Origin of the sequence: Streptosporangium sp. NBC_01810 (assembly GCF_035917355.1) — a bacterium.
Lineage (GTDB): Bacteria > Actinomycetota > Actinomycetes > Streptosporangiales > Streptosporangiaceae > Streptosporangium.
The window spans coordinates 3,922,963-3,947,482 of the sequence record NZ_CP109070.1 but is presented as its reverse complement, the minus strand read 5'-3'; the positions used below and the strand labels follow the sequence as shown (position 1 = coordinate 3,947,482).

Sequence of the window (24,520 nt, the reverse complement as noted above, 5' to 3'; positions counted from 1 at the left end):
GGGGGTGCGCTACCTTGGCCGTGGTGATGGCGCTGGTGAGCGTTGATCTTGTGGGGCGGTTCCTGTGGCGGGGGCCGCCCTTCGCCATGCCAGGCGGCGAGATCTGGTTCACGCGGACCGCCGGGCCGCCTGCTGGTCGAGCCACTTCTCGATGTCGCTCCACCGGTACCTGACGTGCCGCCCGACCTTGGACCAGCGAGGGCCGGTCCCGAGGTAGCGCCACTGAGTCAGCGTCCTCTCGGGCACCTGAAGGTAGGCGGCGACCTCGGGAGGCTTGCCGAGAGACTTCTCAGCCATCGGGGACCCTTCGCTTTCGATTGATTCCCCTATCATTTCGATAGGAGATGCGATCAACCCTGATGGTGAGGGGCGTGTCATGTCAATACGCTTCGATGAACTTTCGAGATGTATTGCAGGCATATCAAAGTGATGCCATCGTGGGGTGGTGACAGAGAAGACATCGAAGAACCCGCTCGACGTGACGGGTGAGCAGCTCCGCGCCAACGTGAAGCGGATCCGAGAAGCGCGCGGGCTCTCTTACCAGAAGCTCGCCGACCGACTTGCGGAGGTGAACCGCCCCATCCCCACCCTTGGTCTGTCGAGGATCGAGAAGGGCGAGCGGCGTGTGGACGCGGACGACCTGGTTGCCCTGGCGCTCGTGCTCAGGGTGAACGTGTCGGCCCTCTTGCTCCCGCCGACCGCTCGCGGAACCGGGAAGATCGCGGGCATCGACCACCCTGTGAGCGCATTCAGGTTGTGGTCATGGGCCGCGGGCGAACTTGCGCTCGCTCCAGAGGATGACCCGACAGTGGACGACGAAGAGCGCGCCCGGCTGAAAGAAGACGACTTCGGGGCGTGGTCGGACTACTGGGACAAGCGGCACCGGGAGTGGGACGAAGAGTGCCGGCCGCATCATCGGATCGACCGGACCCGGGACTGGGCGCGACACGCCGAAGCCCTCAGCAAGGCGTCCAGCGTCGCCCAGGAGGCGGTCAACGGTGGGATGTCGATCCCGGCTGTGCTCGATTTCATGCAGGAGTTCTTGCAGCAGCCTGCGATGTTCGAGCGGGTCGATGGCAAGGAGCGCGTGCTTTGTACCGTCGGAGATCTGGAGTACAACCGCATGGTCGTCTCGGACAACTGGCGACAGCTCTCGGATGAGGAGACTCGGGCGCATCTCGCGAAGCTGCGGACCCGGGCGTCGAAGACGGGGGAGTAATGGCGGTCGCGGATCGGTGGCACAAGTCCCGGCCTCGGCCGGGCGAGGAGAAGTGCAAGTGCCGTCCGGCGAAGGTGCCGACCGCCGAGCACGGCCAGGGCAAGCGGTGGCAAGTCCGCTGGCGTGATGATGCGGGCGAGCCGCAGAAGCTCAACTTCGAGAAGCTGCCCGACGCGCAGAGCAAGGACGCACAGATCAAGGCGAGCCTCGACCGGGGCGACTACCTCGACCCGAAGGCCGGCCAGGTCACCCTCGCCGCGTACGCGAAGCAGTGGCGAGACGGCCTGACCTCTGACCAGGGCACCCTGACGCAGATCGACAGCCGCCTGTCCAAATGGGTGTTCGGCAAGAGCATCAGCGCGCACACCATGGGCATGCTCGCCAAGCGACCATCCCTCGTGCAGGCGTGGGTCAAGGAGATGGAGGGCGCAGGGCTTCAGCCGTCCACGATCAAGCTCATCGTCGGCACGGTGTCGGCCGTCTTCAATGCCGCGATCGACGACCAGATTATCGGCCGGAATCCGTGCGCCACGAAGTCGGTACGGCCGCCGGCGCGCGCGCCGAAGAAGGTCGTCCCCTGGACGCTCGGTCAGGTCGAGGCTATGGGTGAAGCGCTCCCGTCTCCGTACCGGGCCATGGCCTACCTCGGTGCCGGGTGCGCACACCGGCAGGGAGAGCTGTTCGGCGTCGCCCTGGGGGACGTCGACTTCCTCGGCCGGGCGGTTCAGGTGCTCCGGCAGGTGCGGATTATCGATGGCCAGCTCGTGTTCGCTCCGCCGAAGCGCGGCAAGACCCGCACGGTGCCGCTGCCTGAGTCGGTTGCGCTTCGGCTCAGCGCGCACATCGCCGCGTACCCGCCGGTCGAGGTGACGCTTCCGTGGAAGGTGCCGGATGGCGAGCCTGTCACGGCCGCCCTGCTCTTCACCGGCCCGCGCGGGGGCGCGCTGCACCGCAACACCTTCAACTACACGTGGCGTCTAGGCCTGGAGGTCGCGGGCATCGTCCCGGCGCCCGTCGCGGGGGAGAGGCGCAAGCCGTACCGGGAGCACGGGTGCCACGCGCTTCGGCACACCGCGGCATCGGCCTGGCTCGGCGCCGGGGTCGACATCCGGACGGTGGCCGAGTACCTCGGGCACAGCGATCCGGGCTTCACGCTCCGGACGTACACGCACCTGATGCCGGACGCTGCGGACCGCGCCCGGAAGGCCATGGACGCCTTCTTTGCCGAGGGCACTGCGGATGTGTCGAGTGCCCTGGTTGTGCCCTCCGGATGATCGTTATGGGCATTGACCCTGGTAGACGCGATGGTCGCATAATTCCGCTACAAGTAGGCCGGTGAGCGCAACGGCGAACGCCTCATGAACGGCATTGGATCATGATCGCTCCGCCAAGGAGTCGGCGACATGCGACTGCACCAACGTGGCGTGCCGGGCGGCGCAGCCGTTAATTGATCACGGCTACGCGTATCCGGCCGTGCGGCGGGGCGCTGGAGGGCACGCCCTGCCCGGCCACCACCCTCACCTGGGGCGACCGGGAACCGGTCGCGGCGGATCCGATCTCCGGGCGTGACGCTGCCTCAATGCTTCTGGACTGTTAAAGAGCATATTTGTGGATCGACGGCGAGTAGGCGGGTGCGGCACCATTATGTGACGCATGACGGCAATGTCCTCTCCGGCGATCGGTGGAGCCTTCGGCAGGTCGCGGATCGCGGCGGGGGACTGCCCGGGCGGCGGCCCGATCCCGGCTCGAACGATGCTCCGACGAGTTCACCGCCGCCGTTCGCGTACCCTCACCATCTCCGAAAGGCCCCCCATGAGCGATATCAAGGCACTCCTCGCCCAGCGCGCCGAACTGGACCGTCTGATCGAGGAACTCCAGTCCGGCGACCTGAAGGAGCGCGAGAACACACTCGGCGACATCCTCGCGGCCGTCGCCAAATGGGCGATCGCACACGGTCACGAGGCACTCAGGAGGGACCTCAAGAACTGGGAGTACGTCACCTTCGCCGGCATCGAGGTCGGCGTCGGCCACGACGGCGGCGAGCGCTGGGGCCTGCCGCCCAACTCGGTCACCGTGATGGACTCCGTCAGCGGGACCGACGTGGAGTTCGGGACCACCCCCCCTCCGATCCCGGCGGTCCTCGGACTCCTGGAGGGTCTGCTGGCCACGCGCTAGCCCCGCGTCGCGGATGCCCGTACGGTCCGCCGCCGAGAACGGCCCGCACGGGGCCGACGGCTCCCCGGCCCCGCACGCGGAGCCGGTCGCACGGCTCGCCGCGACCCGCACGGAGTCCCGGCGAGCCGTGCGCGGGATTCGTGGTGGCCGGAGGAGGCGTTCCGAGGACACCGAGCCTCTCACCCCCCTTCCTCGCGGGCGCGAGAGGGGGGCTGGGAGGAGGGAGTGGCTGAGGTACGGTTCAGCCATGGCTGAGATCGTGTACCCCCCGGTCATCGGGGCGGCGTTGACCCTGTTCCGCGCGCTGGACCTCAAGATCCGCATCGAGGGGGCCGAACGCATCCCGCGGACCGGCGGAGCCGTGCTGGTCAGCAACCACATCAGCTACCTCGACTTCATCTTCGCCGGTCTGGCCGCGCGCCCCTCGGGGCGCCTGGTGCGCTTCATGGCGAAGAAGGAGGTCTTCGACCACAGGATCTCCGGCCCGCTGATGCGCGGCATGCACCACATCCCGGTCGACCGCGGGGCGGGCGCCGCCGCGTTCGGCGCGGCGCTGAAGTCGCTCAGGGGCGGAGAGGTCGTCGGCGTGTTCGCCGAGGCCACGATCAGCCGGTCCTTCACGATCAAGGAGATCAAGAACGGCGCGGTCCGGATGGCCGTCGGCGCCAAGGTGCCGATGATCCCGGTCTCCCTGTGGGGCACCCAGCGGCTGTGGACGAAAGGCCACCCCAAGAAGCTGTTGCAGCGGCACGTGCCGATCACGATCCGGGTCGGCGAGCCCATGCACCCCAAGCGCGGCGACGACTACGACGCCGTCACCGCCGACCTGCGCGGGCGTATGAGCGAGATGCTCGACCAGGCACAGCGGGGCTACCCGGAGATCCCGCAGGGCGTCTGGTGGCAGCCCCGCCACCTCGGCGGCACCGCGCCCACTCCAGAGGAGGCCGACAAGCTCGACGCCGAGGAGGCGGAGGTCAGGGCGGCCCGGCGCGAGTCATGAGAACCCGCACGGGGTCATGACGCACGCGCGCACCGCGACCGGGGTCATGACGCGCGCACCGCGACCGGGGCCGGGTTCGCGGACCCGGATGCCGTGCGCGCCGGGCCGAGGTCATCGCCTGCCGGGAAAAGGTCGCGAGCCATGAGCATCCTCTACAAGTCGCGAGCATGTCATTCGCAAGCGGCCTACCCCACCCTGTCCGCATGAGCAACGCATTCGAGGACATGGCGAACGCCTTCCAGCCGGCGCCGGCCCCCGGTCCCGGTCGCGCGCCCGGGCGGGTCGGCATGGCGATCCTGCTCCTCCTCTGGGTGGGGCTGGGCGTGCTGCCCTTCGTGTTCGCGGTCTCCGGCCTCAAGCTCGCGACCGGCTCCGTCGGCACCCCCGGCACCCTCACGGTCATCTCGTGCGAGGAACTGGGCAGGGGCCGCTACGACTGCAAGGGCAGCTTCGCGCCCGACGGCGGCGGCGCCGCGATCCCGGTCGACGCCTCGCCCGACTCCACGGCCGGTGATGTCAGGCGGGCACAGCTCACCCCCGAGGGCGACCGTGCCGTCGCGACCGGTACCTCGGGCATCCTGGCCGCGCTGACCATGCCGTTCCTCGGTGCCGGAGTGTTCGCCTTCCTGCCGTACGTGCTCCTCTACGTCTCCAGGGTGCGACGTGGCAGGCGGGCCGCGGTCGTCCTCGGCTGCGTTCTCACCTCGGTCTCGCTCGCCGGTGTCGTCGTCGGCATGGTCGCCGCCTACTAGGTGTATACGTCGTCCTGAAGGCCGACGTGGTGCCCGGCGGAGAACGCCCTACCCTGTGTGGCAGATGACCACTGGAAAACCGTTTTAGGTAGGGGGGACGAGAACCATGGCACGTACCGCATCACGAGGTGGCCCCCGGGGCACCTATTCTCCCGCGGAGACGCGGCGGGCGTTGCTGGCAAGTGCACTGAAGCTTTTCGAGGTCGGTGGTTACCACGCGACGTCCGTCGAGGACATCGTGAAGGAGGCCAACCTGACCAAGGGGGCCTTGTACCATCACTTCTCCGGTAAGGAGGAGATCCTTCAGCAGATACAAGAGGAATACATCGACGATCGGCTCCGGAACTGCCGCCGCATTCTCGAGTCGTTCGAGGGCCCGACGGAACGGCTGCGGCAGCTCATCCTTGAGTCATTGGTGGTCATCGACCGGTTCCGCGCCCATGTCACCGTGTTTACTCTGGAGCGTCGTTTCCTTACCGAGGACCGTTTCGCCGAGATAAAGAAAAAGCGCGACGAGCTTGACGCGATGTACGAGTCGGTGATCCGTCAAGGTGTCGAGGAAGGGGTCTTCAATCCGTCCCTGCAGCCGCGTATCGCCGGCTTCGGAGTTCTTGGCATGCTGACCTCGGCGTACGACTGGTATCGCCCCGACGGCCTGCCGGCCGTCTCCGAGGTGGCCGACCAGCTCTCCGAGCTGGTTCTGGAGGGGCTGACCTCGTCGCCGAGCAGGGCTTCTTCCAGCCGGTAACGTCCCGACCGGTCGGTGTGGGAAAACGGGCGCCGTCGCGTGCCCGGTTCCTCGCGGGGCCGCCCGCTCTCACCGAAGGATCGCCGAGGCGGCAGCCGGACGCGGTCCGGGGGGTGAGACTCAGCTCAGCACGTCGACCACGGTCTTGTCGCCCGACAACTCGACCGGCTTCCGGTGGAAGCGGACCGTCGCCGCGCCGTAGGCGTCCAGGCCGTCGGCGGCAAGTGCCTCCGCGACGTAGATCTTTGAAGTCATCGTGTAGGGGCGGCGTCAAATCTCGCCGCTACGCCGTATGGAACACGTCAAGAAGTGCCATAAGGGGGGGAAATTGGCGTTTTGCTTACCTGTGTGCCGCTCATCTGACGGCAGGAACTTTTCCGGATTCGAGGAGTGGGGATGGCTGACGTCATCTTCGTCGCCCTGACGATCGCGGTTTTCGCGATCCTCGGGCTGGTCGTCAAGGCGGTGGAACGGTTGTGAGCGCCGTCAATGCCACTGGTCTCATCGTGGTCGTCGGTCTGGTGATCTTCATGATCGTCGCCCTGCTGTTCCCGGAGCGCTTCTAATGTCATCAACCCTGGCAGGGGTTCTGTTCATAGTCTCCCTCGTCGTCGCCCTGGCGGTCACCTACCGCCCGCTGGGCGACTACATGTACCGCGTCTACAGCGGCACCAGGCACCTCGCCGTCGAGCGGGTGATCTACCGGCTGGCCGGGGTGCGGCCGGACGTCGAACAGCGCTGGAGCGTCTACGCCCGCAGCGTGCTGGCGTTCTCGGTGATCTCCGTCCTGTTCCTGTACGGCCTGCAGCGCCTGCAGGACAAGCTGTTCCTGTCGCTGGGAATGTCGCCGGTCACCGACCACGTCGCCTGGAACACCGCGGTCAGCTTCGTGACCAACACCAACTGGCAGGCCTACTCGGGTGAGTCCACCATGGGGCACCTGGTGCAGATGGCGGGCCTCGCGGTGCAGAACTTCGTCTCGGCCGCGGTCGGCATAGCGGTGGCGATCACGCTGGTGCGCGGGTTCGCCCGCCGGCAGAGCGAGGAGCTGGGAAACTTCTGGGTCGACCTGGTACGCGGCTCGATCCGCATCCTGCTGCCGATCGCGTTCGTCGGCGCGCTGGTGCTGGTGGCGGGCGGTCTGGTGCAGAACTTCGCCTCCCCGCACGAGGTGGCGACGCTGACCGGCGGCACCCAGGCCGTCACCGGCGGCCCGGTGGCCAGCCAGGAGATCATCAAGGAGCTGGGCAACAACGGCGGCGGGTTCTACAACGCCAACTCCGCCCACCCGTTCGAGAACGCCACGAGCTGGACCAGCTGGGTGGAGATCTTCGCGATCCTGCTGATCCCGTTCGCGCTGCCCCGCACCTTCGGCCGCATCGTGGGTGACAACCGGCAGGGTTACGCGATCGCCGCGATCATGGCGACGCTCGCCCTCGCCAGCGTCGCCGTACTGACCGGCCTCGAAATCGCGCACAACGGCACCGTGCCGCAGGCCGTCGGCGCCGCGATGGAAGGCAAGGAAGTCCGCTTCGGCGTGCCCAACTCCGCCACCTTCGCCGCCGCCACCACCCTGACCAGCACCGGCGCGGTCAACTCCTTCCACGACTCGTTCACCGCGCTCGGCGGCATGGTCACGATGTTCAACATGATGCTGGGCGAGGTCGCGCCCGGCGGCGCGGGCGCGGGCCTGTACGGCATGCTGGTGCTCGCGGTGATCACGGTGTTCGTCGCCGGGCTGATGGTCGGCCGCACCCCCGAATATCTCGGCAAGAAGATCGGCGCCAGGGAGATCAAGCTCGCCTCGATGTACTTCCTGGTCACCCCGGTCCTCGTACTGGTGGGCACGGCTTTCGCCATGGGCTCGGCGGAACAGAGGGCGAGCATGCTCAACAGCGGCCCGCACGGGTTCTCGGAGGTGCTGTACGCCTTCACCAGCGCCTCGAACAACAATGGCTCGGCGTTCGGCGGACTGACCGTCAACACCCCGTGGTACGACATCGCGCTGGGGCTGTGCATGGCGTTCGGCCGGTTCCTGCCGATCGTGTTCGTGCTGGCGCTGGCGGGCTCGCTGGCCCGGCAGGCTCCGGTTCCGGTGTCGGCGGGCACACTGCCCACGCACCGGCCGCAGTTCGTCGGCATGGTCGTCGGCGTGACGGTCATCCTGGTCGCGCTGACCTTCCTCCCCGCCCTGGCGCTCGGGCCGCTCGCAGAAGGAATCCAGTGAACATGTCCACCTCAACGCTTCAAGCACCCGGTCACACTCCGGTACCGCAGAAGAAGGACGGCCGGGTCGGCGGTGGCCTGCTCGACCCCAAACAGCTGATCACCTCCCTGCCGGACGCGTTGCGCAAACTCAACCCGGTCACGCTGTGGCGTAACCCGGTGATGTTCATCGTGGAGGTCGGTGCGGTGTTCACCACCGTGCTCGCTCTCACCGACCCGTCTTTCTTCGCGTGGGCCACCGTGGTGTGGCTGTGGCTGACCGTGGTCTTCGCCAACCTGGCCGAGGCGGTGGCCGAGGGCCGCGGCAAGGCCCAGGCCGCGACCCTGCGCGCCGCCAAACGCGACACCACCGCCCGCCGGATCACCGGCTGGAAGCCGGACGCCGCCGTGACGCGATGGGACACCGTGGGCGCGCCCGAGCTCAGGCAGGGCGACCACGTGGTCGTCGAGGCCGGGGAGATCATCCCCGGCGACGGCGACGTGGTCGAGGGCATCGCCAGCGTCGACGAATCGGCGATCACCGGCGAGTCCGCGCCCGTCATCCGCGAGTCCGGCGGTGACCGCTCGGCGGTGACCGGCGGCACCAAGGTGCTGAGCGACCGGATCATCGTGCAGATCACCCAGAAGCCGGGAGAGAGCTTCATCGACCGGATGATCGCCCTGGTCGAGGGCGCCAACCGGCAGAAGACGCCCAACGAGATCGCGCTCAACATCCTGCTGGCCGCCCTGACGATCATCTTCCTGGTCGCCACCGCCACCATGCAACCGCTGGCGATCTTCTCCAAGGCGAACAACCCCGGCGTTCCCGACTCGCTCGCGCTGACCGCCGACGGTGTGAGCGGGATCGTGCTGGTGGCACTGCTGGTCTGCCTGATCCCGACCACGATCGGCGCGCTGCTGTCGGCGATCGGCATCGCCGGTATGGACCGCCTGGTGCAGCGCAACGTGCTGGCGATGAGCGGACGCGCGGTCGAGGCCGCGGGGGACGTGTCCACGCTGCTGCTGGACAAGACCGGCACCATCACGCTGGGCAACCGGCAGGCGTCGGAGTTCGTGCCGGTGCACGGCGTCTCCACCGAGGAACTGGCCGCCGCCGCGCAGCTGTCCAGCCTGGCCGACGAGACCCCGGAGGGGCGCTCGATCGTGGTCTACGCCAAACAGGCCTACGGCCTGCGCGAGCGGCAGCCGGGCGAGTTGACCCACGCCGAGTGGGTGCCCTTCACCGCCCAGACCCGTATGTCCGGGGTCGGGGTGGACGGCCGCCAGGTCCGCAAGGGCGCGGCGACCGCGGTGATGAAGTGGGTCCGCGACCACGGCGGCCACCCGACCGACGGGGTCGGCGCGATCGTCGACGCCATCTCCGGCTCCGGCGGCACCCCGCTGGTCGTCGGCGAGATCGCCGACGGCACGGCGCGGGTGCTGGGCGTGATCCATCTCAAGGACGTCGTCAAGCAGGGCATGCGCGAACGCTTCGACGAGATGCGCCGGATGGGCATCCGCACCGTCATGATCACCGGTGACAACCCGCTGACCGCCAAGGCCATCGCCGACGAGGCCGGCGTGGACGACTTCCTGGCCGAGGCCACCCCCGAGGACAAACTCGCCCTGATCAAGAAGGAGCAGCAGGGCGGGCGGCTGGTCGCGATGACCGGCGACGGCACCAACGACGCCCCCGCGCTGGCCCAGGCCGATGTCGGGGTGGCGATGAACACCGGCACCTCGGCCGCCAAGGAAGCCGGCAACATGGTCGACCTGGACTCCAACCCGACCAAGCTCATCGAGATCGTGGAGATCGGCAAGCAACTGCTCATCACCCGGGGCGCGCTGACCACCTTCTCCATCGCCAACGACATCGCCAAGTACTTCGCGATCATTCCCGCGATGTTCGCCGCGGTCTACCCGGGCCTGGACACCCTCAACATCATGCGGCTGGCCAGCCCCCAGTCCGCGATCCTGTCGGCGGTCGTCTTCAACGCGATCATCATCGTCGCGCTGATCCCGCTCGCGCTGCGCGGGGTGCGCTACCGGCCCTCCAGCGCCTCCAAACTGCTCAGCCGCAACCTCTACGTATATGGTCTGGGCGGCATCATCGTGCCGTTCATCGGCATCAAGCTCATCGACCTGCTCATCCAGTTCCTTCCGGGGATGTCGTAATGGAACGCCTGCCCAGCTGGCTGCGCCAGCATCTCGCCGCGCTACGCGCACTGCTCGTGTTGACCCTGATCCTGGGGGCGGCCTACCCGCTGCTGGTCACCGGGGTCGCCCAGGCCGTCTTCAACAACGACGCCAACGGCTCAATCGTCCAGAAGGACGGAAAGGCCGTGGGCAGCGCCCTCATCGGCCAGAACTTCACCGACAAGGACGGCAACCCGGTCAGGAAGTACTTCCAGAGCCGCCCGTCGGCGGCCGGGGACGGCTACGACCCGCTCTCCACCGCGGCGAGCAACCTGGGCCCCGAAGACGTCCTGGACGTCCTTCCCATACCCGGCGCCAAGGACGACGAGGGCAACCCCGACGAGGGCAGGCAGAGCCTGCTCACCCAGGTCTGCGCCCGGTCCAAGGCGGTCGGGGAACTGGAGGGCGTCTCCGGGGCCAGGCCGTACTGCACGCCGGACGGCGTCGGCGCGGTGCTGAAGGTCTTTCCCGCCGTCGGCACCCCGACCAGGGCGGTCAGCGCCAACCAGGCCTGCCCCGCCACACCGTTCGCCGCCGAGTACCGGGGGGTGAAGGTGGAGTGCGCCAAGCCGGGCGAGGACCTGGCCGCGGGCCGTACGGTCCCGGTCCGCGGCCCGGCGAAAGCGGTCGTGCCCGCCGACGCGGTCACCGCCAGTGGTTCCGGACTGGACCCGCACATCTCACTCGCCTACGCCGAACTGCAGGCCCCCCGGGTGGCCGGGGAGCGCGGTCTCGACGTGGCGAGGGTCAAGGCCCTGATCCAGCAGAACACCACCGGCCGCGCGCTCGGCTTCATGGGCGAACCGGCGGTCAACGTCCTGGAACTCAACCTCGCTCTCGACGGGGGATGACCGCCGCCGCGAGCGGGCCGTACGAGGACGGGCGGCCCGCTCGCCCGATGAGGAACGATCGCCATGAGCACAGCGAACGCGCTGAACAGGGGCCGTGGGCACCTGCGTGTCTACCTGGGGGCCGCCCCGGGGGTCGGCAAGACCTACGCGATGCTCAGCGAGGGGCAGAGGCGCCTCGCGCGCGGCACCGACGTGGTCGTGGGACTCGTGGAGACCCACGACCGGCCCCGCACCGCCAATCTGATCGAGGGAATGGAGGTGATCCCCCGCAAAACGATGAGCCACCGGGAGAGCACCTTCACCGAACTCGACGTGGACGCGGTCATCGCGCGCGGGCCCAGGGTGGCGCTGATCGACGAGCTGGCGCACACCAACGTGCCCGGCTCGCGCAACGCCAAGCGCTGGCAGGACATCGAGGAGATGCTCGACGCGGGCATCGACGTCATCTCCACGGTCAACATCCAGCACCTGGAGTCGCTCAACGACGTCGTCCAGCAGATCACCGGAGTGCCGCAGCGCGAGACCGTGCCCGACGAGGTCGTACGGCGGGCCGACCAGGTCGAACTGGTCGACATGGCCCCGGAGGCACTGCGCCGGAGGATGGCCCACGGCAACGTCTACCTCCCGGAGAAGGTGGACGCGGCGCTGTCCAACTACTTCAGGGTCGGCAACCTGACGGCCCTGCGGGAGCTGGCGCTGCTGTGGGTCGCGGGCAAGGTCGACGAGCAGCTCGACCGCTACCGCGCCGAGCACGGCATCGCCGGGACCTGGGAGGCGCGCGAGCGCGTGGTGGTCGCGCTGACCGGCGGTCCCGAGGGGGACACTCTGGTCCGGCGGGCGGCCAGAGTCGCCGCCCGGAGCAAGGGCGCCGACCTGCTGGCCCTCCACGTGACCCGCTCCGACGGGCTGGCCGGGGCGGACCTGGCCAGCCTCGCCAGGCAACGCACGCTGGTGGAGAGCCTGGGCGGCACCTACCACCAGGTCGTCGGCGACGACGTGCCGCGCGCGCTGCTCGACTTCGCCCGCGGCGTCAACGCCACCCAGCTGGTGCTCGGCGCCTCCCGCAGAGGCCGCTTCGCGCAGATCTTCTCCCGGGGCGTCGGGGTCACGACCACCGCGCTTTCCGGCTCGATCGACGTCCACATGATCACCCATCCCGAGGCGAAGAAGGGGCGCGGCCATACGACGTCGCGGGCCGCGCTGAACCGTACCCGCCGCGTCACCGGCTGGATCCTCGCGATGCTGGGACTGCCCCTCCTGACGGCGACCCTTCTTCCCTACCGTGACGCCGTCAGCCTCCCGATCGACATCCTGCTCTTCCTGCTGCTGGTCGTCGGGGTGGCGCTCGTCGGCGGCATGTGGCCCGCGGTCACCGCGGCCGTGGCCGGATTCCTGCTGCTCAACTACTTCTTCACCCCACCGGTCGACCGGTTCACCATCTCCGATCCGGAGAACCTGTTCGCGCTGGCGGTCTACGTGCTGGTGGCCGTCATGGTGAGCGCGGTGGTCGATGTCGCCGCCCGCCGTACCCGGGAGGCGGCGCGGGCCCGGGCCGACGCCGAGGTACTGTCCACGCTGGCCGGGCACGTGTTGCGCGGAGAGCACGCGCTCAACTCACTGCTGGGACGGTTGCGCGAGATCTTCGGCCTGACCTCGGTCACCCTGCTCGAACGGATCGGCGAGCCAGGCCCCGACGACCAGTCGGACCCGCAGTGCTGGCGGATCATCGCCACGGCGGGCGAGGCGCCCTGCACCTGCCCCGCCGGAGCCGACACCGACGTGACGATCGACGAGCAGCTGGTGCTCGCCGTGCGAGGCAGGCTGCTGGAGGCCTCCGACCGCCGGGTGCTGGAGGCCTTCGCCGCCGAAGCCGCCGTCGCCCTGCGGCAGAACCGGCTGGAGGAGGAGGCCGGGCAGGCCAGGCCGCTGGCCGAGGCCGACAGGATGCGCACCGCACTGCTCGCCGCCGTCAGCCACGACCTGCGCACACCGCTCGCCTCGGCCAAGGCCGCGGTCGACAGCCTGCGCAACACCGACATCGACTGGTCTCCCGAGGACCGCGACGAACTGCTGGCCACCGCCGACGAGTCCCTGGCCAAACTCGACCGTCTCGTCGCGAACCTGCTCGACATGAGCCGCCTGCAGGCGGGCGTGCTCGGCCTGGCCCTCCAGGCGATCGCGCTGGAGGAGATCGTGCCCAGGGCCGTCGACGATCTCGGGCCGCTGCGCGACCAGGTTGAGGGGGACGTCTCCGTCGACCTGCCGGAGATCGTCGCCGACCCGGCCCTGCTGGAACGAATCCTGGTCAACCTCATCTCCAACGCCGTCCGCTACAGCCCGCCCGGCCGGAAGGTCCTCATCACCGCCAGCCGACACGGCGACCACGTGGAGATCCGGGTCGTCGACCGAGGCCCCGGCATCCCGCCCGAGGCGCACGACCGGGTCTTCCTGCCCTTCCAGCGCCTCGGCGACCGTGACAACCACACCGGTGTCGGCCTCGGCCTCGCACTCTCCAGAGGACTCGCGGAGGCGATGGGCGGCACCTTGCTACCGGAGGAGACACCAGGGGGAGGTCTCACGATGATCCTGACACTGCCCGTCTCCGCACAACCGCAGGCCGTACCCGTCATCGTGGAGAACAGCGGGGAGAAGGTATGACACGTATTCTCGTCGTCGACGACGAGCCGCAGATCCTGCGCGCGCTCCGGATCAACCTGGTCGCCCGCCGCTACGAGGTCGCGGTGGCCACCGATGGGGCGTCGGCACTGCGCGAGGCCGCCGACTGGCACCCGGACCTGGTCGTCCTCGACCTCGGCCTGCCCGACATCGACGGAATCGACGTCATCCACGGACTGCGCGGCTGGACCTCGATCCCCATCGTCGTGCTCTCCGGCCGCGCGAGTGGCGCGGACAAGGTGGACGCGCTCGACGCGGGTGCCGACGACTACGTCACCAAGCCCTTCGGCATCGATGAATTGCTCGCCCGCATCCGCGCGGTGACCCGGAGAAGCGTGTTCCACGAGGCCGAACTCGCCAGCATCCGGGTCGGTGACCACGTGGTCGACCTGACCCGCAAGAGCATCTCCGGCGAGGTACGGCTCACGCCGACCGAATGGCAGCTGCTGGAGATCCTGCTGCGCAACCCCGGAAAGCTGATCAGCCAACGTCAGCTGCTGACCGAGGTCTGGGGCGTCAATTACGTCAAGGAGAGCCACTACCTGCGCCAGTACATGGCCCAGCTGCGAAAGAAGCTGGAGCCCGATCCCGCCCACCCGGTCCACCTGCTGACCGAACCAGGCATGGGCTACCGCTTCCAGTCCTGAGAGCGCTGAGAGCGCCGGTGGAAGAGAGTACCGGGCCGGCGCCGGCCTGAGCCACCCGGTGCTCCCGAGGATTCGGTGAACGATCGGCCTCAGCCACTGCCGGCGATGTCGAGCGCGGCGCCCGCCTGATCGGACAGGGTCACCGCGACCAGGCGGGCCTGCAGGGGCGGGACGATCCCGGGCGTGGGATCGAGCATGAACCGGCCGTAGAAGCGGCCGTTGCCGAACGTGCGCAGTTCGACCTCCTGGCCGGGCAGGCCCAGCCGGTCGACGTCCCAGTGTCTGTGGCCCCAGATCACGGTGCCGTCCCGTTCGAGCCGGGGCGGATGGCCGATCAGGGCTCCGTACTCGAAACGGCACCCGCGTAGCTGCAGCAACGTGGTGAGCTGGTCCGTGACGTGGTCGACCACCGTGCCGGGTGCTTTGGCGGTCTGGGCCAGCTCGGAGGTGTCGTGGATCCGGGCCAGGTAATCGGCGTCGGTGATGGCGACCACCTGTAGCCGCCGGGCGCGGGCGGCCAGCTGAGAGACCGCCAGGCCCACGACGAGCAGAAGAACCGCGGTCTGGACGTCCACGGGCCTGGTGACGGTGAAGTGCTGGTAGGGCCGGGTGAAGAGGAAGTTGAACCACAGTGCGGCCGAGATCGCCGCGAGCGCGCCGGCCAGGCGGTGGCCGGTGGCGGCGACCGCGACCACGATCACGACCAGGACGAGGGCGACGGTCGTGTTCGGCAGTCCGGCGCGGAATGGCAGGAGCGCCGCCGCGACGGCCGGTGGGGCCACCAGGGCGGCCACGAGCGCGATGCGATCTCTGCCGAGATAGTCGAGATAGCGGGGCATCGCTGCCGCACCTCCCCCCTCACGTCATGTCTCCATGTCTTCATGTCTTCCGAGGTCAACGCCCTACCTCTACCCAGCTGCGCGTGATCGACCAGGTATCGGCCCGGCTTCGAGTGGACACCCGCCGACGGTTGCCACCTCAACCCGGGGGATGAATCGATCTCCGCTGGGGGCCGAGGTCGCGCCCTGGAGAGGGCGGCTGCTTCCGGCGGTCCTCCAAGCTCCGTCACGGTGAGCGAGAAGCACGGCCTCGACGGGAATCCCCGAAGGACGGAGGCCTGCCGCGGGTCGTGGGTGAACCGCGATGCGATCTCGATGCCGCCTGCCGGGTGGGGCCTCGTCGCAATCCATACGTTTTCTTGACGCTCTTCGGGCGTCTTCGATCCCTTTGGGCTGAATAAAGTCACATCATCTTTATGTGTTTTTGACGGTGGAGGTAGCGCGTTGGGTCGGTCAACCCAAAAGGGGGCGGACTCGCCGCGGACCTGGCTGCTTCACGGTCTGCAGGCCGACCGCAGGCAGATCGAGCACGACCCGGACAAGAAGCACTCGTGGTGGCAGGTCATGTGCCTGACGGGGGTCGACTACTTCTCCACGCTCGGTTACCAGCCCGGCATCGCCGCGCTCGCCGCCGGCGCGCTGTCCCCGGTCGCCACGCTGCTCCTGGTCCTGCTGACCCTGTTCGGCGCGCTACCCGTCTACCGCAGGGTGGCCGAGGAGAGCCCCAACGGCCAGGGCTCCATCGCCATGCTGGAGAAGGTGGCGCCCAAGTGGTGGGGCAAGCTGTTCGTGCTGGCCCTGCTCGGCTTCGCGGCCACCGACTTCGTCATCACGATGACCCTCTCCGCCGCCGACGCGACCGCTCACATCCTGGAGAATCCCTTCGTCCCCGATTTCCTGGACGGCCAGCGGGTCCTGGTCACGCTCGTGCTGCTCGGCCTGCTGGGCGGGGTGTTCCTGCTGGGCTTCAGCGAGGCCATCGGCCTCGCGGTGGTCCTCGTCGGGATCTATCTCGTGCTCAACGCGATCGTGGTGACGGTCGCGGTCCTGCACGTGCTGGACAGCCCCGACCTCGTGGTGGACTGGGGTCATGCTCTGACCACCAACTACACCAGCCCCCTGGCGATGGTCGCGCTCTCCATGCTGGTCATGCCCAAACTCGCGCTCGGCCTGTCCGGGTTCGAGACCGGTGTCGCGGTGATGCCACTGGTCAACGGGGACCTCCAGGCACGGATCAAGGGCACCAAGCGGCTGCTCACCACAGCCGCTCTGATCATGAGCGTCTTCCTGGTCTTCAGCAGCTTCGCCACCACCGTCCTGATCCCGCACCACGAGTTCGAGGAGGGCGGCAAGGCCAGCGGCCGGGCTCTGGCCTACCTCGCCCACCTGTTCCTCGGCGACTTGTTCGGCACGGTCTACGACGTGAGCACGATCGCGATCCTGTGGTTCGCGGGCGCCTCGGCCATGGCCGGTCTGCTCAACCTGGTGCCGCGCTACCTCCCCAGGTACGGCATGGCGCCCGACTGGACCCGGGCGGTCCGGCCGCTGGTGCTGGTCTTCTCCGTCATCGCCTTCGCCATCACGATCATCTTCGACGCCGACGTCGAGGCCCAGGGAGGGGCGTACGCCACCGGCGTGCTGGTCCTGATCCTGTCGGCCGCGGTCGCGGTGACCATCTCCGCCCACCGGAACGGCCGGCGCGGTGCTCGGACGGTGTTCGGTGTGATCGCGGCGGTCTTCGCCTACACGCTGGTGGCCAACGTGATCGAGCGCCCGGACGGCGTCAAGATCGCGTTCTTCTTCATCGTGGCCGTCATCGCCACCTCGCTGATCTCCCGTGCGACCCGGTCCACCGAACTGCGGGTGACCGAGGTGACCCTCGACCCGCTCGCCGAGGAGTTCGTCAACGACGCCTGCGGCGACATCCATCTGATCGCCAACGAACCACACCAGCGCAACCAGGCCGAGTACAACGACAAACGCCGCGAGCAGTGGCTCAACCACCGCCTCCGCAGCGAAGAGCCGATCATGTTCGTCGAGGTCACCGTGGTCGACGCGTCGGAGTTTGAAAGCGAACTGCGCGTCCACGGCGAGGAGCGGTACGGCCACCGCATCTTCCGCATCGAAAGTCCCACCGTGCCCAACTCCCTGGCGGCCTTCCTGCTCCATCTGCGTGACCGCACCGGCCGGGTCCCGCACATCTACTTCCACTGGGCCGAGGGCAACCCGATCTTGGCCATGCTCCGCTATCTGCTCTTCGGCGGAGGAGACGTTCCTCCGCTCACCCGCGAGGTCCTCCGCCAGGCCGAACCCGACGTCACTCGCCGTCCCCACGTCCACGTCGGCTGAATACGGGCTTCGCGGGCGCGACCTGGCACCGCCGGCCCGCCCAGGGAGAGAACACGACGCCCGGGACTCGGATTCATGAGTCCCGGGCGTCGCCGCTTCAACCGTCGCTATCCGTTGTCCGGGTAGCCGAGCTTCCTCAGGTCGGGCTCCTGCCAACCGGCCTGCGGGATGTCAGCCCATGTGCTAGCCGAGCTTTCCGAGATCGGGCTGCTGCCACCCGCTCTGAGGGATGTCACCCCTATATGGTCCCTGAACAATCGGTGGAACGAGCGTCTCCTTGATCGTCCGGGCGTTGACCCAGCGGATCAGGTTGAGGATCGACCCGGCCTTGTCGTTGGTGCCCGAGGCGCGGGCCCCGCCGAAGGGCTGCTGGCCGACGACCGCGCCGGTCGGCTTGTCGTTGATGTAGAAGTTGCCCGCCGCGAAGCGCAGCCGCTCCGACGCCGAGGTGATCGCGTAGCGGTCCCGGGCGATGATCGAGCCGGTCAGCGCGTACGGGGAGACGCCCTCCATCTGCCCCAGCACCGCGTCGAAGTCCGCGTCGTCGTAGACGTGCACGCCGAGGATCGGCCCGAAGTACTCCTTGACGAAGATCTCGTCGGTGGGGTCGGCCGACTCCAGGATGGTCGGCCTCACGAAGTAGCCGGTGGAGTCGTCGTACGAGCCGGTCAGCACGTTGATCGAGTCGAGCGAGCGGGCCCGGTCGATCGCGGCCCTGTGCTTGGCGAACGCCCGCCCGTCGATGACCGCGCCCATGAAGGTCGACAGGTCGGCGGCCACGTCCCCGACGGTCAGCGACTCGGCGGTGCCCACCAGCTCGTCGCGGATCACCGACCAGACCGAGCGCGGCACGTAGGCCCGGGAGGCGGCCGAGCACTTCTGCCCCTGGTACTCGAACGCGCCGCGGATCAGCGCGGTGGTGAGCACGGCGGGATCGGCCGAAGGGTGGGCCAGCACGAAGTCCTTGCCGCCGGTCTCGCCGACCAGGCGCGGGTAGGACCGGTAGGAGGTGATGTTGGCGCCGACCGTGGACCACAGGTGCTGGAAGGTCGCCGTGGAACCGGTGAAGTGAATACCCGCCAGATCCGGGTGGGGCATCGCGACCTCGGAGACGGCGGCGCCGTTGCCGGTCACCATGTTGATGACACCCGGCGGGAGCCCGGCCTCCTCAAGCAGGCGCATGGTGAAGTGCGCGGCGAACTGCTGGGTGGGGGAGGGCTTCCAGACGACCACGTTGCCCATCAGGGCCGGAGCCGACGGCAGGTTCCCGGCGATGGCCGTGAAGTTGAACGGGGTGATCGCCAGGACGAAGCCCTCCAGCGGCCGGTACTCCATCCGGTTCCACACCCCGGGCGACGAGATCGGCTGGTCGCTGAGGAGCCTGCGCGCGAAGTCCACGTTGAAGCGCAGGAAGTCGATCAGCTCGCAGGCCGAGTCGATCTCCGCCTGCTGCGCGGACTTGGACTGGCCCAGAATCGTGGCGCCGTTCAGCGTCTGCCGGTACGGCCCGGCCAGCAGGTCGGCGGCCCGCAGGAAGACGGCGGCCCGCTCGTCGAAGGGCAGGGCACGCCACGCGGGCGCCGCCCGCAGCGCGGCGTCGATCGCCGCGCGCACGTCGCCGGCGTCGGCGTCGGCCGTGCGGCCCAGCACCGAGGCATGGTTGTGCGGCTGGACCACGTCGATCGGGGCGCCGCCGCCCATCCGCTGCTCGCCGCCGATCGTCATCGTCAGGTCCAGCTGGGCCCCGGCCAGCTCCTTGACGCGCTTCTCCAACGCGGCACGCTCGGCGCTGCCCGGCGCGTAGCCGAGCACCGGCTCGTTGGTCGGGGCGGGAACCGTGGATATGGCATCCATCACTTGCCTCCAAGGGCACGAAGAAAGAAGGCGATGTTCGCCGGGCGCTCGGCCAGCCGGCGCATGAAGTAGCCGTACCAGTCGTCGCCGTAGGGGACGTAGACGCGCACGACGTGGCCGGCACCCGCCAGGGCCCGCTGCCTGTCGGTCCTGATCCCGTAGAGCATCTGGTACTCGTAGTCACCACGGGAGCGGCCGAACCGGTCGGCGAGCGTCTCGGTGATGGAGATCAGCCGGTCGTCGTGCGTCGCCACCATCGGGTAGCCGCCACCCGACATGAGAACGCGCAGGCAGCGCACGTAGGCCAGGTCGACCTCGTTCTTGTGCCGGTGGGCCACCGAGGCCGGCTCGGCGTAGGCGCCCTTGACCAGGCGGACCCGCGAGCCCGCCTGCGCCAGGTCACGGCAGTCGGCCTCGCTGCGGAACAGGTAGGACTGCACGGCCACGCCGGTGGAGGGGAAGTCCTCTCGCAGGGCCCGCAGCGTCTCCAGCGTGGAGTCGACGGTGGTGTGGTCCTCCATGTCGAGGGTCACGCTCGCCCCGCGGGCGCGGGCCGCCTCGCAGATCCGCCGCGCGTTCTCCAAAGCGATCTTGTCGCCGTCGGCGCCCAGCGCCTGACCGACGGCCGAGAGCTTCACCGACACCTCGGCGCGGTCGCCGAGCCCCAGTTCGCCCAGCGCGCCGAGCAGTGTGACGTACGCCCCGGCAGTCCGGGCGGCGGCACCGGCGTCCCGAGTCTCCTCGCCCAGGTGGTCGACACTGACGGCCAGGCCCACGGCGGCGAGGCGGCGGATCGCCTCGACCGCGTCCTGGGGCGTCTCACCCGCGACGAAGCGGTCGACGACCCTGCGCGTCAGCGGCACACCGGAGACCGCGCGCCGCACCAGCGGCAACCGGGACACGCCAAGAAGGAGAGAACCGAGCATGTCTTCACACTAAAACCCCGCCCGGGCCGACCATCATGTGCATCTGCCACGACCGGCGGGAAGAGTGTTCATACACATGCACAACAATGGTGAGGTGCTACAGGAGACAGTCGACGAGATCGCCGCCAGGCTCGGTGCCTCCGCCACCCTGGAGGACCGCTCGTTCCAGCTCCTGGCCTATGCCGCGCAGAGCGGTGACATCGACATGGTGCGCCAGGAGTCCATTCTGCGGCGCCGCGCGACCGACCAGGTGCGGGCCTACTTCGAGGGATACGGCATCGCCGGCGCCCACGGGCCGGTACGCATCCCCGCCGACGCCGACCTGGGAGTGCTCGCCCGGGTGTGCGTGCCGCTGCGGCACCGTGAGGTGACCTACGGTTACCTGTGGCTGCTCGACGACGGCACGCTCGGTGACGACGTCCTGGCCTCGGTCGGCGACCTGGTCTCCCGGGTCGCCGCGGTCCTCGCGCAGGAGGCCCGCAGCCGCCAGGACCTGGGAGCGAACCTGCGGGAGCTGTTCTCCTCCGACGCCGAGGAGCGCTCCTGGGCGCTGTCGAGGCTGGACATGCGGGGCCCGGTGGCGGCGATCGCCGCCCGCAGCTCGCCGGACCGGGTCGCCGCCCTCTGGACGCTCCCGCGCGGCGTGCTCGCCGACCCGGCCTTCCCCGTCGGGGACGAGCCGCTGGTCGCGCTGCTGGTCCCGGCAGGCCAGGCGGGGGAGCTGGCGGGCCGGGTCCAGAGCATGTACGGCACGATGGCGGGCGTCGGCGCGCCCCGGGACGATCCCGCGCAGGCCTGGCGGAGCTGGCGGGAGGCAGTGCACGCGCTCGGCGTCGCCGCCCGGGTGCCCGCGCTGGCCCCCGTCGCCCTCTGGTCGGGACTGGGCGTCTACCGGCTGCTCGCCCGGACGTCCTCGGCGGGGCTGCGGGAACTGGCGGCGGAGATCGCCGTGCTGGCCCGGGACCCGGAGCTGGCCAGGACCGTGGAGACCTACCTCGACCGCGCGGGTCACGTCCAGCAGACCGCCACCGCGCTCGGCGTGCACCGCCAGACGCTCTACTACCGGCTGGCCAAGGCCGAGCGGCTCACCGGCCGCGACCTCGCCGACGGCGAGAACCGCCTGCTGGTCCACCTCGCACTCAAGGCGGTCCGCCTGCTCTGAGCGCGGTGCCTCTCGCCGGATCCGCGGAGCGGGCCCGGACGTCCTCGGGGGTGACCGCCGGCAGGCCCGCCGCCCTGGCGGGCAACCGCTCCGGACGGCGGCCGGGTAGATCTTCACCCAGCGCTCTGGACGGCGGTCGGGTAGATCTTCACCCAGCGTTTTAGACGGCGGCCCGGTAGATCTTCACCCAGTCCACGTACATGCTGACCGTCGGGGGAGTGGAGCGGTTGCGGCACGGCGACCACTCGTTGCACGTCACATCGTTCTGGAGCGTCAGGTGCATGGAGCGGCCCGTCGGCACGTTCGGACCGCGGTAGTCCCACACCTTCCTGCCGTCCAGCCAGAAGGTCAGCCGCCCGGGCGGCATGGGGATATCAAAGCAATGATCGCACTCCAGTAACGGAGGTATTCCTTTTTCGCATCCGTCCCACGCATCCGTCCCACGCATCCGTCCCACGCATCCGTCCCACGCATCCGGAGGGTGCCGCCCCGAGCCCGACTGTGCCACGATTTCGGACATGAACGACGTTGATGCCATACGGCAGGCGCTGGCCAAGCTGGTGGAGTCCGGTGAGCTCCGCCCGGAGCAGGTGGAACCGGTCAGCCTCGCCGTGGGTGAGGCGCTGCGCGACCGGGGCGCCGGGGACCGGGTCGGATGGAGCGAGATCCTCGCGTACGTCGGCGGAGGGCTCGTCCTGGCCGGTGCCACCGCCTTCGTCGCTCTGGGCTGGGACCGGATGACCCAGCCGACGAGAATCACCGTCCTCGCCGTGGTCACCGTCCTGCTGCTGGCGGTGGCCGCCGGGCTCGGCCGGACCGCCCGGTCCGCGACCGGCAGGACGGCCGCGGTGCAGGGCAGGGTCGCCGCCACCCTCGCCGCGCTGGGCTCGGGTACGGCAGCCCTCTGCGCGGGGGTCGCCGCCGACCGCTACGAGGGACTCATCGCCGGCGCGGCCGGGCTGGTGGTCGCCGCGGTGGCCTACGTGCTGCTGCCCACCGCGATCGGCCTGCTGGCCTGCGGCGGGTTCGCCCTGCTCACGGTGACCGGCCTGCTGGACGTCTTCGCCGGACAGGAGGGCGGCGGCTGGGGCCTGGCCTACATCGCGCTGGGCGTGGTCATCCTGGTGCTCGCCCTCGCCGGGCTGCTCGCCCCCCGTGACCTGGGGCTGGGCATGGGCGCCGCCATCGCGCTCTTCGGCGGGCAGTGGCCTGTCCTGTGGGACGGGGACGCCTGGGGATACTGGCTGACCGCGGTGATCGCGCTGGCCTGCCTGGCGCTGTACGGGCGCCGGCGTACCTGGGTGCTGATCGTCAGCGGCGTGGCCGGGCTGACGCTCGCCGTCCCCGAGGCGGTCTGGGACTGGACCGACGGAGCCGTGGGCGGCGCGGTGATCCTGGTCCTGGCCGGGGCCGTCCTGCTGGCCGCGAGCGGCCTCGGGGTCGTGCTGCACCGCCGCGCGTCCCAGCAGTAGGGCCGCCTTCCGGCACGCGGCCGGCGGCACCTCGTACCCACCAGATCGGTCGGGTCGTCCCGGGGCGCGCCGCAGGGCCGCCTTCCGGCACGCGGCCGGTGGTAGGGACCCGTCACACGCGAAAGACCGGGGGTTCCCGTGGGAACCCCCGGTCTCGAAGCGTGTTCGCGTGGCCGGCGGCGCTTGGCCGTCGCGGTGGGCGCGGTCAGCGGAGGGAACCGGAGAGGGCGACCTCGTAGACGTGGACGAGTTCCTGGCTGATCCGCTCCCACGAGTAGCGGGACCGGGCACGGTCGGCGCCGGCGAAGCCGAGCGCGGTGCGGCGGGTCGGGTCGGCGAGAAGCTCGCGGGTCAGGCGGGAGGTCTGCGCGGGACGGTCGGCGGGCACCAGCAGGCCGGTCACCCCGTCCACCACGGAGTCGAGGTGGGCGCCCACCGCCGAGGCGATGACAGGAACACCGCAGGCCATGGCCTCCAGCGCGACGACGCCGGCCGGAGCCTCCTGGGGCAGGGAGACGACCACGTCGGCACTGCGCATCAGCTTGGCGACCGCGGAGTGCGGGATGTGCCCGAGAACGGTGATCCGGTCGTCTACGCCGATCTCCTTGGCCAGCAGCATCATGCGGCGCGCGTCGGCGTCGTGCTCCAGGTCCGCGGCCGCCGGGCCACCGGCGATGATCAGCTCGGCGTCGGGGATGCCCTCCAGGGCGCGGATCGCGGTGTGCACGCCCTTTTCCGCGGTGAGCGGTCCGACGTGCAGCAGGCGGGGGCGGGTACCGCGGGCGGAGGCCGGACCCTGACGGCGGAACCGCTCGACGTCGACACCGCACGGGATGACCGAGATGTTGCGGCGCGGCACACCCAGCCGGATCAGCGAGCTCTCCTCGTCGCCGCACCCGGCGATCACCGCGCTGGCCCGGCGCCCGATGGCCCGCTGCAGCCGCACCCTCTTGGCGTCGCGGGGCTGCTCGCTGGTGAACGTCTGGGTGAACGGCACGTTCAGGCCGTTCGCACCGGCGATGGCGGCCAGCCCGCCGGTCCAGGAGTGCGCGTGGATGACGTCAGGGCGGTTCTGCCCCCAGCGGTGCATCAGCTGGTCGCCAAGGTCGGAAAGGTAGGGCAGCACGCCATCCTCAGGAAGATCCTGCGCCGGCCCGGCGGTCAGGTGCTCAAGCGTGACGCCCTGCGACACGCGAACTTTGGCCTTGTCCAGGTCGGAGTTTCTCCGGGCGTAGATCGTGACCTTGTGCTCCCTGCCGAGTTCACGGGCGACGGCCATCAGGTGAGCGCGCTGAGCGGCAAGGTCGGACTCGTCCTGGGTGGAGGAGAGAACCTCGGAGGAGACGAATGCAATGTTCACGGCACACCTCTGGGAGGAGATAGGCATGAAAAGCCTGTGATTCCTTCAGGGGTGCCTGCGTCTTAGGCACACGTCTGCATTGCCCTAAC

22 protein-coding genes are annotated in these 24,520 nt (G+C 69.4%); 15 read left to right on the top strand and 7 right to left on the bottom strand.

Going from position 1 to position 24,520, the window contains the following annotated elements; all coding sequences use genetic code 11:
• Positions 1-108 precede the first annotated feature (108 nt).
• Positions 109-297, bottom strand: a complete 189-nt coding sequence (locus tag OIE13_RS16955) for a helix-turn-helix transcriptional regulator (protein ID WP_326830222.1) — start codon at positions 295-297, stop codon at positions 109-111.
• Between the two features lie 148 nt (positions 298-445).
• Between OIE13_RS16955 and OIE13_RS16950 the strand changes: the two genes are divergently transcribed.
• The 6 genes from OIE13_RS16950 to OIE13_RS16925 all read left to right on the top strand — a co-directional run bounded on the left by OIE13_RS16950 (position 446) and on the right by OIE13_RS16925 (position 5,894).
• Positions 446-1,219, top strand: coding sequence for a helix-turn-helix domain-containing protein (locus OIE13_RS16950; protein WP_326830221.1), 774 nt, complete (start codon positions 446-448; stop codon positions 1,217-1,219).
• A complete protein-coding gene (locus tag OIE13_RS16945) occupies positions 1,219-2,493 on the top strand; it encodes a tyrosine-type recombinase/integrase (RefSeq protein WP_326830220.1) in 1,275 nt (424 codons plus the stop codon). The genes OIE13_RS16950 and OIE13_RS16945 overlap by 1 nt, the downstream gene beginning before the upstream one ends.
• Positions 2,494-3,031: 538 nt before the next feature.
• A complete protein-coding gene (locus OIE13_RS16940; protein WP_326638574.1) occupies positions 3,032-3,394 on the top strand; it encodes a hypothetical protein in 363 nt (120 codons plus the stop codon).
• 247 nt (positions 3,395-3,641) lie between these two features.
• The gene (locus tag OIE13_RS16935) at positions 3,642-4,394 is read left to right on the top strand and encodes a lysophospholipid acyltransferase family protein (protein ID WP_326830219.1); all 753 of its coding nucleotides are present in this window, start codon (positions 3,642-3,644) and stop codon (positions 4,392-4,394) included.
• Between the two features lie 203 nt (positions 4,395-4,597).
• Positions 4,598-5,146, top strand: a complete 549-nt coding sequence (locus OIE13_RS16930; RefSeq protein ID WP_326638578.1) for a hypothetical protein — start codon at positions 4,598-4,600, stop codon at positions 5,144-5,146.
• A 106-nt stretch (positions 5,147-5,252) separates the two neighbouring features.
• Positions 5,253-5,894, top strand: coding sequence for a TetR/AcrR family transcriptional regulator (locus OIE13_RS16925; protein WP_326638579.1), 642 nt, complete (start codon positions 5,253-5,255; stop codon positions 5,892-5,894).
• A 120-nt stretch (positions 5,895-6,014) separates the two neighbouring features.
• Here the strand turns inward: OIE13_RS16925 and OIE13_RS16920 are convergent, their stop codons facing one another.
• Positions 6,015-6,149 (bottom strand): hypothetical protein, encoded by a 135-nt coding sequence (locus OIE13_RS16920; protein ID WP_326638581.1) that lies wholly within the window; start codon positions 6,147-6,149, stop codon positions 6,015-6,017.
• A 221-nt stretch (positions 6,150-6,370) separates the two neighbouring features.
• Between OIE13_RS16920 and kdpF the strand changes: the two genes are divergently transcribed.
• The 6 genes from kdpF (at position 6,371) to OIE13_RS16890 (ending at position 14,469) form a co-directional block, all read left to right on the top strand.
• Positions 6,371-6,460 carry a K(+)-transporting ATPase subunit F gene (gene kdpF / locus OIE13_RS16915; protein ID WP_326638583.1) on the top strand — a complete coding sequence of 30 codons (90 nt, stop codon included), beginning with the start codon at positions 6,371-6,373 and terminating at the stop codon, positions 6,458-6,460.
• Complete coding sequence (kdpA, locus tag OIE13_RS16910; protein ID WP_326638585.1) at positions 6,460-8,121, top strand: potassium-transporting ATPase subunit KdpA; 1,662 nt, start codon at positions 6,460-6,462, stop codon at positions 8,119-8,121. The genes kdpF and kdpA overlap by 1 nt, the downstream gene beginning before the upstream one ends.
• A gap of 2 nt (positions 8,122-8,123) precedes the next feature.
• A complete protein-coding gene (gene kdpB, locus OIE13_RS16905; protein ID WP_326638588.1) occupies positions 8,124-10,274 on the top strand; it encodes a potassium-transporting ATPase subunit KdpB in 2,151 nt (716 codons plus the stop codon).
• On the top strand, positions 10,274-11,146 hold the full coding sequence (locus tag OIE13_RS16900) for a potassium-transporting ATPase subunit C (protein ID WP_326830218.1): 873 nt from the start codon (positions 10,274-10,276) through the stop codon (positions 11,144-11,146). The genes kdpB and OIE13_RS16900 overlap by 1 nt, the downstream gene beginning before the upstream one ends.
• Before the next feature lie 63 nt (positions 11,147-11,209).
• Positions 11,210-13,804: a sensor histidine kinase gene (locus OIE13_RS16895; RefSeq protein WP_326638591.1), complete on the top strand. Its 2,595-nt coding sequence runs from the start codon at positions 11,210-11,212 to the stop codon at positions 13,802-13,804.
• Positions 13,801-14,469 carry a response regulator gene (locus OIE13_RS16890; RefSeq protein ID WP_326638593.1) on the top strand — a complete coding sequence of 223 codons (669 nt, stop codon included), beginning with the start codon at positions 13,801-13,803 and terminating at the stop codon, positions 14,467-14,469. The genes OIE13_RS16895 and OIE13_RS16890 overlap by 4 nt, the downstream gene beginning before the upstream one ends.
• Before the next feature lie 89 nt (positions 14,470-14,558).
• Here the strand turns inward: OIE13_RS16890 and OIE13_RS16885 are convergent, their stop codons facing one another.
• The gene (locus OIE13_RS16885; RefSeq protein WP_326638595.1) at positions 14,559-15,308 is read right to left on the bottom strand and encodes a DUF4118 domain-containing protein; all 750 of its coding nucleotides are present in this window, start codon (positions 15,306-15,308) and stop codon (positions 14,559-14,561) included.
• Positions 15,309-15,752: 444 nt separating this feature from the next.
• Between OIE13_RS16885 and OIE13_RS16880 the strand changes: the two genes are divergently transcribed.
• Positions 15,753-17,657 carry an amino acid transporter gene (locus OIE13_RS16880; RefSeq protein WP_326638597.1) on the top strand — a complete coding sequence of 635 codons (1,905 nt, stop codon included), beginning with the start codon at positions 15,753-15,755 and terminating at the stop codon, positions 17,655-17,657.
• Between the two features lie 183 nt (positions 17,658-17,840).
• Here OIE13_RS16880 and pruA read toward each other — a convergent pair whose 3' ends face one another.
• Positions 17,841-19,511 carry an L-glutamate gamma-semialdehyde dehydrogenase gene (gene pruA, locus OIE13_RS16875; protein ID WP_326638598.1) on the bottom strand — a complete coding sequence of 557 codons (1,671 nt, stop codon included), beginning with the start codon at positions 19,509-19,511 and terminating at the stop codon, positions 17,841-17,843.
• Positions 19,511-20,437: a proline dehydrogenase family protein gene (locus OIE13_RS16870; RefSeq protein WP_326638600.1), complete on the bottom strand. Its 927-nt coding sequence runs from the start codon at positions 20,435-20,437 to the stop codon at positions 19,511-19,513. Before OIE13_RS16870 ends, pruA begins: the two co-directional genes overlap by 1 nt.
• A 94-nt stretch (positions 20,438-20,531) precedes the next feature.
• On the opposite strand from OIE13_RS16870, the gene OIE13_RS16865 reads away from it, so the two are divergent.
• Positions 20,532-21,599, top strand: coding sequence for a PucR family transcriptional regulator (locus OIE13_RS16865; protein ID WP_326830217.1), 1,068 nt, complete (start codon positions 20,532-20,534; stop codon positions 21,597-21,599).
• Positions 21,600-21,759: 160 nt separating this feature from the next.
• On the opposite strand, the gene OIE13_RS16860 is transcribed toward OIE13_RS16865, so the two are convergent.
• Entirely contained in the window at positions 21,760-21,966 is a 207-nt protein-coding gene (locus OIE13_RS16860; RefSeq protein WP_326638604.1) for a hypothetical protein, read from the bottom strand.
• A gap of 151 nt (positions 21,967-22,117) precedes the next feature.
• Here OIE13_RS16860 and OIE13_RS16855 point away from each other — a divergent pair, with 151 nt between their 5' ends.
• Positions 22,118-23,071, top strand: a complete 954-nt coding sequence (locus OIE13_RS16855; RefSeq protein ID WP_326638606.1) for a hypothetical protein — start codon at positions 22,118-22,120, stop codon at positions 23,069-23,071.
• Between the two features lie 205 nt (positions 23,072-23,276).
• On the opposite strand, the gene OIE13_RS16850 is transcribed toward OIE13_RS16855, so the two are convergent.
• A complete protein-coding gene (locus tag OIE13_RS16850) occupies positions 23,277-24,431 on the bottom strand; it encodes a glycosyltransferase (RefSeq protein ID WP_326638608.1) in 1,155 nt (384 codons plus the stop codon).
• Positions 24,432-24,520: the final 89 nt, after the last annotated feature.

Bases quoted from the DNA above. Each gene is read 5' to 3' on its own strand.
- OIE13_RS16955 (WP_326830222.1), bottom strand. From the start codon at position 297: ATGGCTGAGAAGTCTCTCGGCAAGCCTCCCGAGGTCGCCGCCTACCTT.
- OIE13_RS16945 (WP_326830220.1), top strand. From the start codon at position 1,219: ATGGCGGTCGCGGATCGGTGGCACAAGTCCCGGCCTCGGCCGGGCGAG.
- OIE13_RS16940 (WP_326638574.1), top strand. From the start codon at position 3,032: ATGAGCGATATCAAGGCACTCCTCGCCCAGCGCGCCGAACTGGACCGT.
- OIE13_RS16935 (WP_326830219.1), top strand. From the start codon at position 3,642: ATGGCTGAGATCGTGTACCCCCCGGTCATCGGGGCGGCGTTGACCCTG.
- OIE13_RS16930 (WP_326638578.1), top strand. From the start codon at position 4,598: ATGAGCAACGCATTCGAGGACATGGCGAACGCCTTCCAGCCGGCGCCG.
- OIE13_RS16925 (WP_326638579.1), top strand. From the start codon at position 5,253: ATGGCACGTACCGCATCACGAGGTGGCCCCCGGGGCACCTATTCTCCC.
- OIE13_RS16920 (WP_326638581.1), bottom strand. From the start codon at position 6,149: ATGACTTCAAAGATCTACGTCGCGGAGGCACTTGCCGCCGACGGCCTG.
- kdpA (WP_326638585.1), top strand. From the start codon at position 6,460: ATGTCATCAACCCTGGCAGGGGTTCTGTTCATAGTCTCCCTCGTCGTC.
- kdpB (WP_326638588.1), top strand. From the start codon at position 8,124: ATGTCCACCTCAACGCTTCAAGCACCCGGTCACACTCCGGTACCGCAG.
- OIE13_RS16900 (WP_326830218.1), top strand. From the start codon at position 10,274: ATGGAACGCCTGCCCAGCTGGCTGCGCCAGCATCTCGCCGCGCTACGC.
- OIE13_RS16895 (WP_326638591.1), top strand. From the start codon at position 11,210: ATGAGCACAGCGAACGCGCTGAACAGGGGCCGTGGGCACCTGCGTGTC.
- OIE13_RS16890 (WP_326638593.1), top strand. From the start codon at position 13,801: ATGACACGTATTCTCGTCGTCGACGACGAGCCGCAGATCCTGCGCGCG.
- OIE13_RS16885 (WP_326638595.1), bottom strand. From the start codon at position 15,308: ATGCCCCGCTATCTCGACTATCTCGGCAGAGATCGCATCGCGCTCGTG.
- pruA (WP_326638598.1), bottom strand. From the start codon at position 19,511: ATGGATGCCATATCCACGGTTCCCGCCCCGACCAACGAGCCGGTGCTC.
- OIE13_RS16870 (WP_326638600.1), bottom strand. From the start codon at position 20,437: ATGCTCGGTTCTCTCCTTCTTGGCGTGTCCCGGTTGCCGCTGGTGCGG.
- OIE13_RS16860 (WP_326638604.1), bottom strand. From the start codon at position 21,966: ATGCCGCCCGGGCGGCTGACCTTCTGGCTGGACGGCAGGAAGGTGTGG.
- OIE13_RS16855 (WP_326638606.1), top strand. From the start codon at position 22,118: ATGAACGACGTTGATGCCATACGGCAGGCGCTGGCCAAGCTGGTGGAG.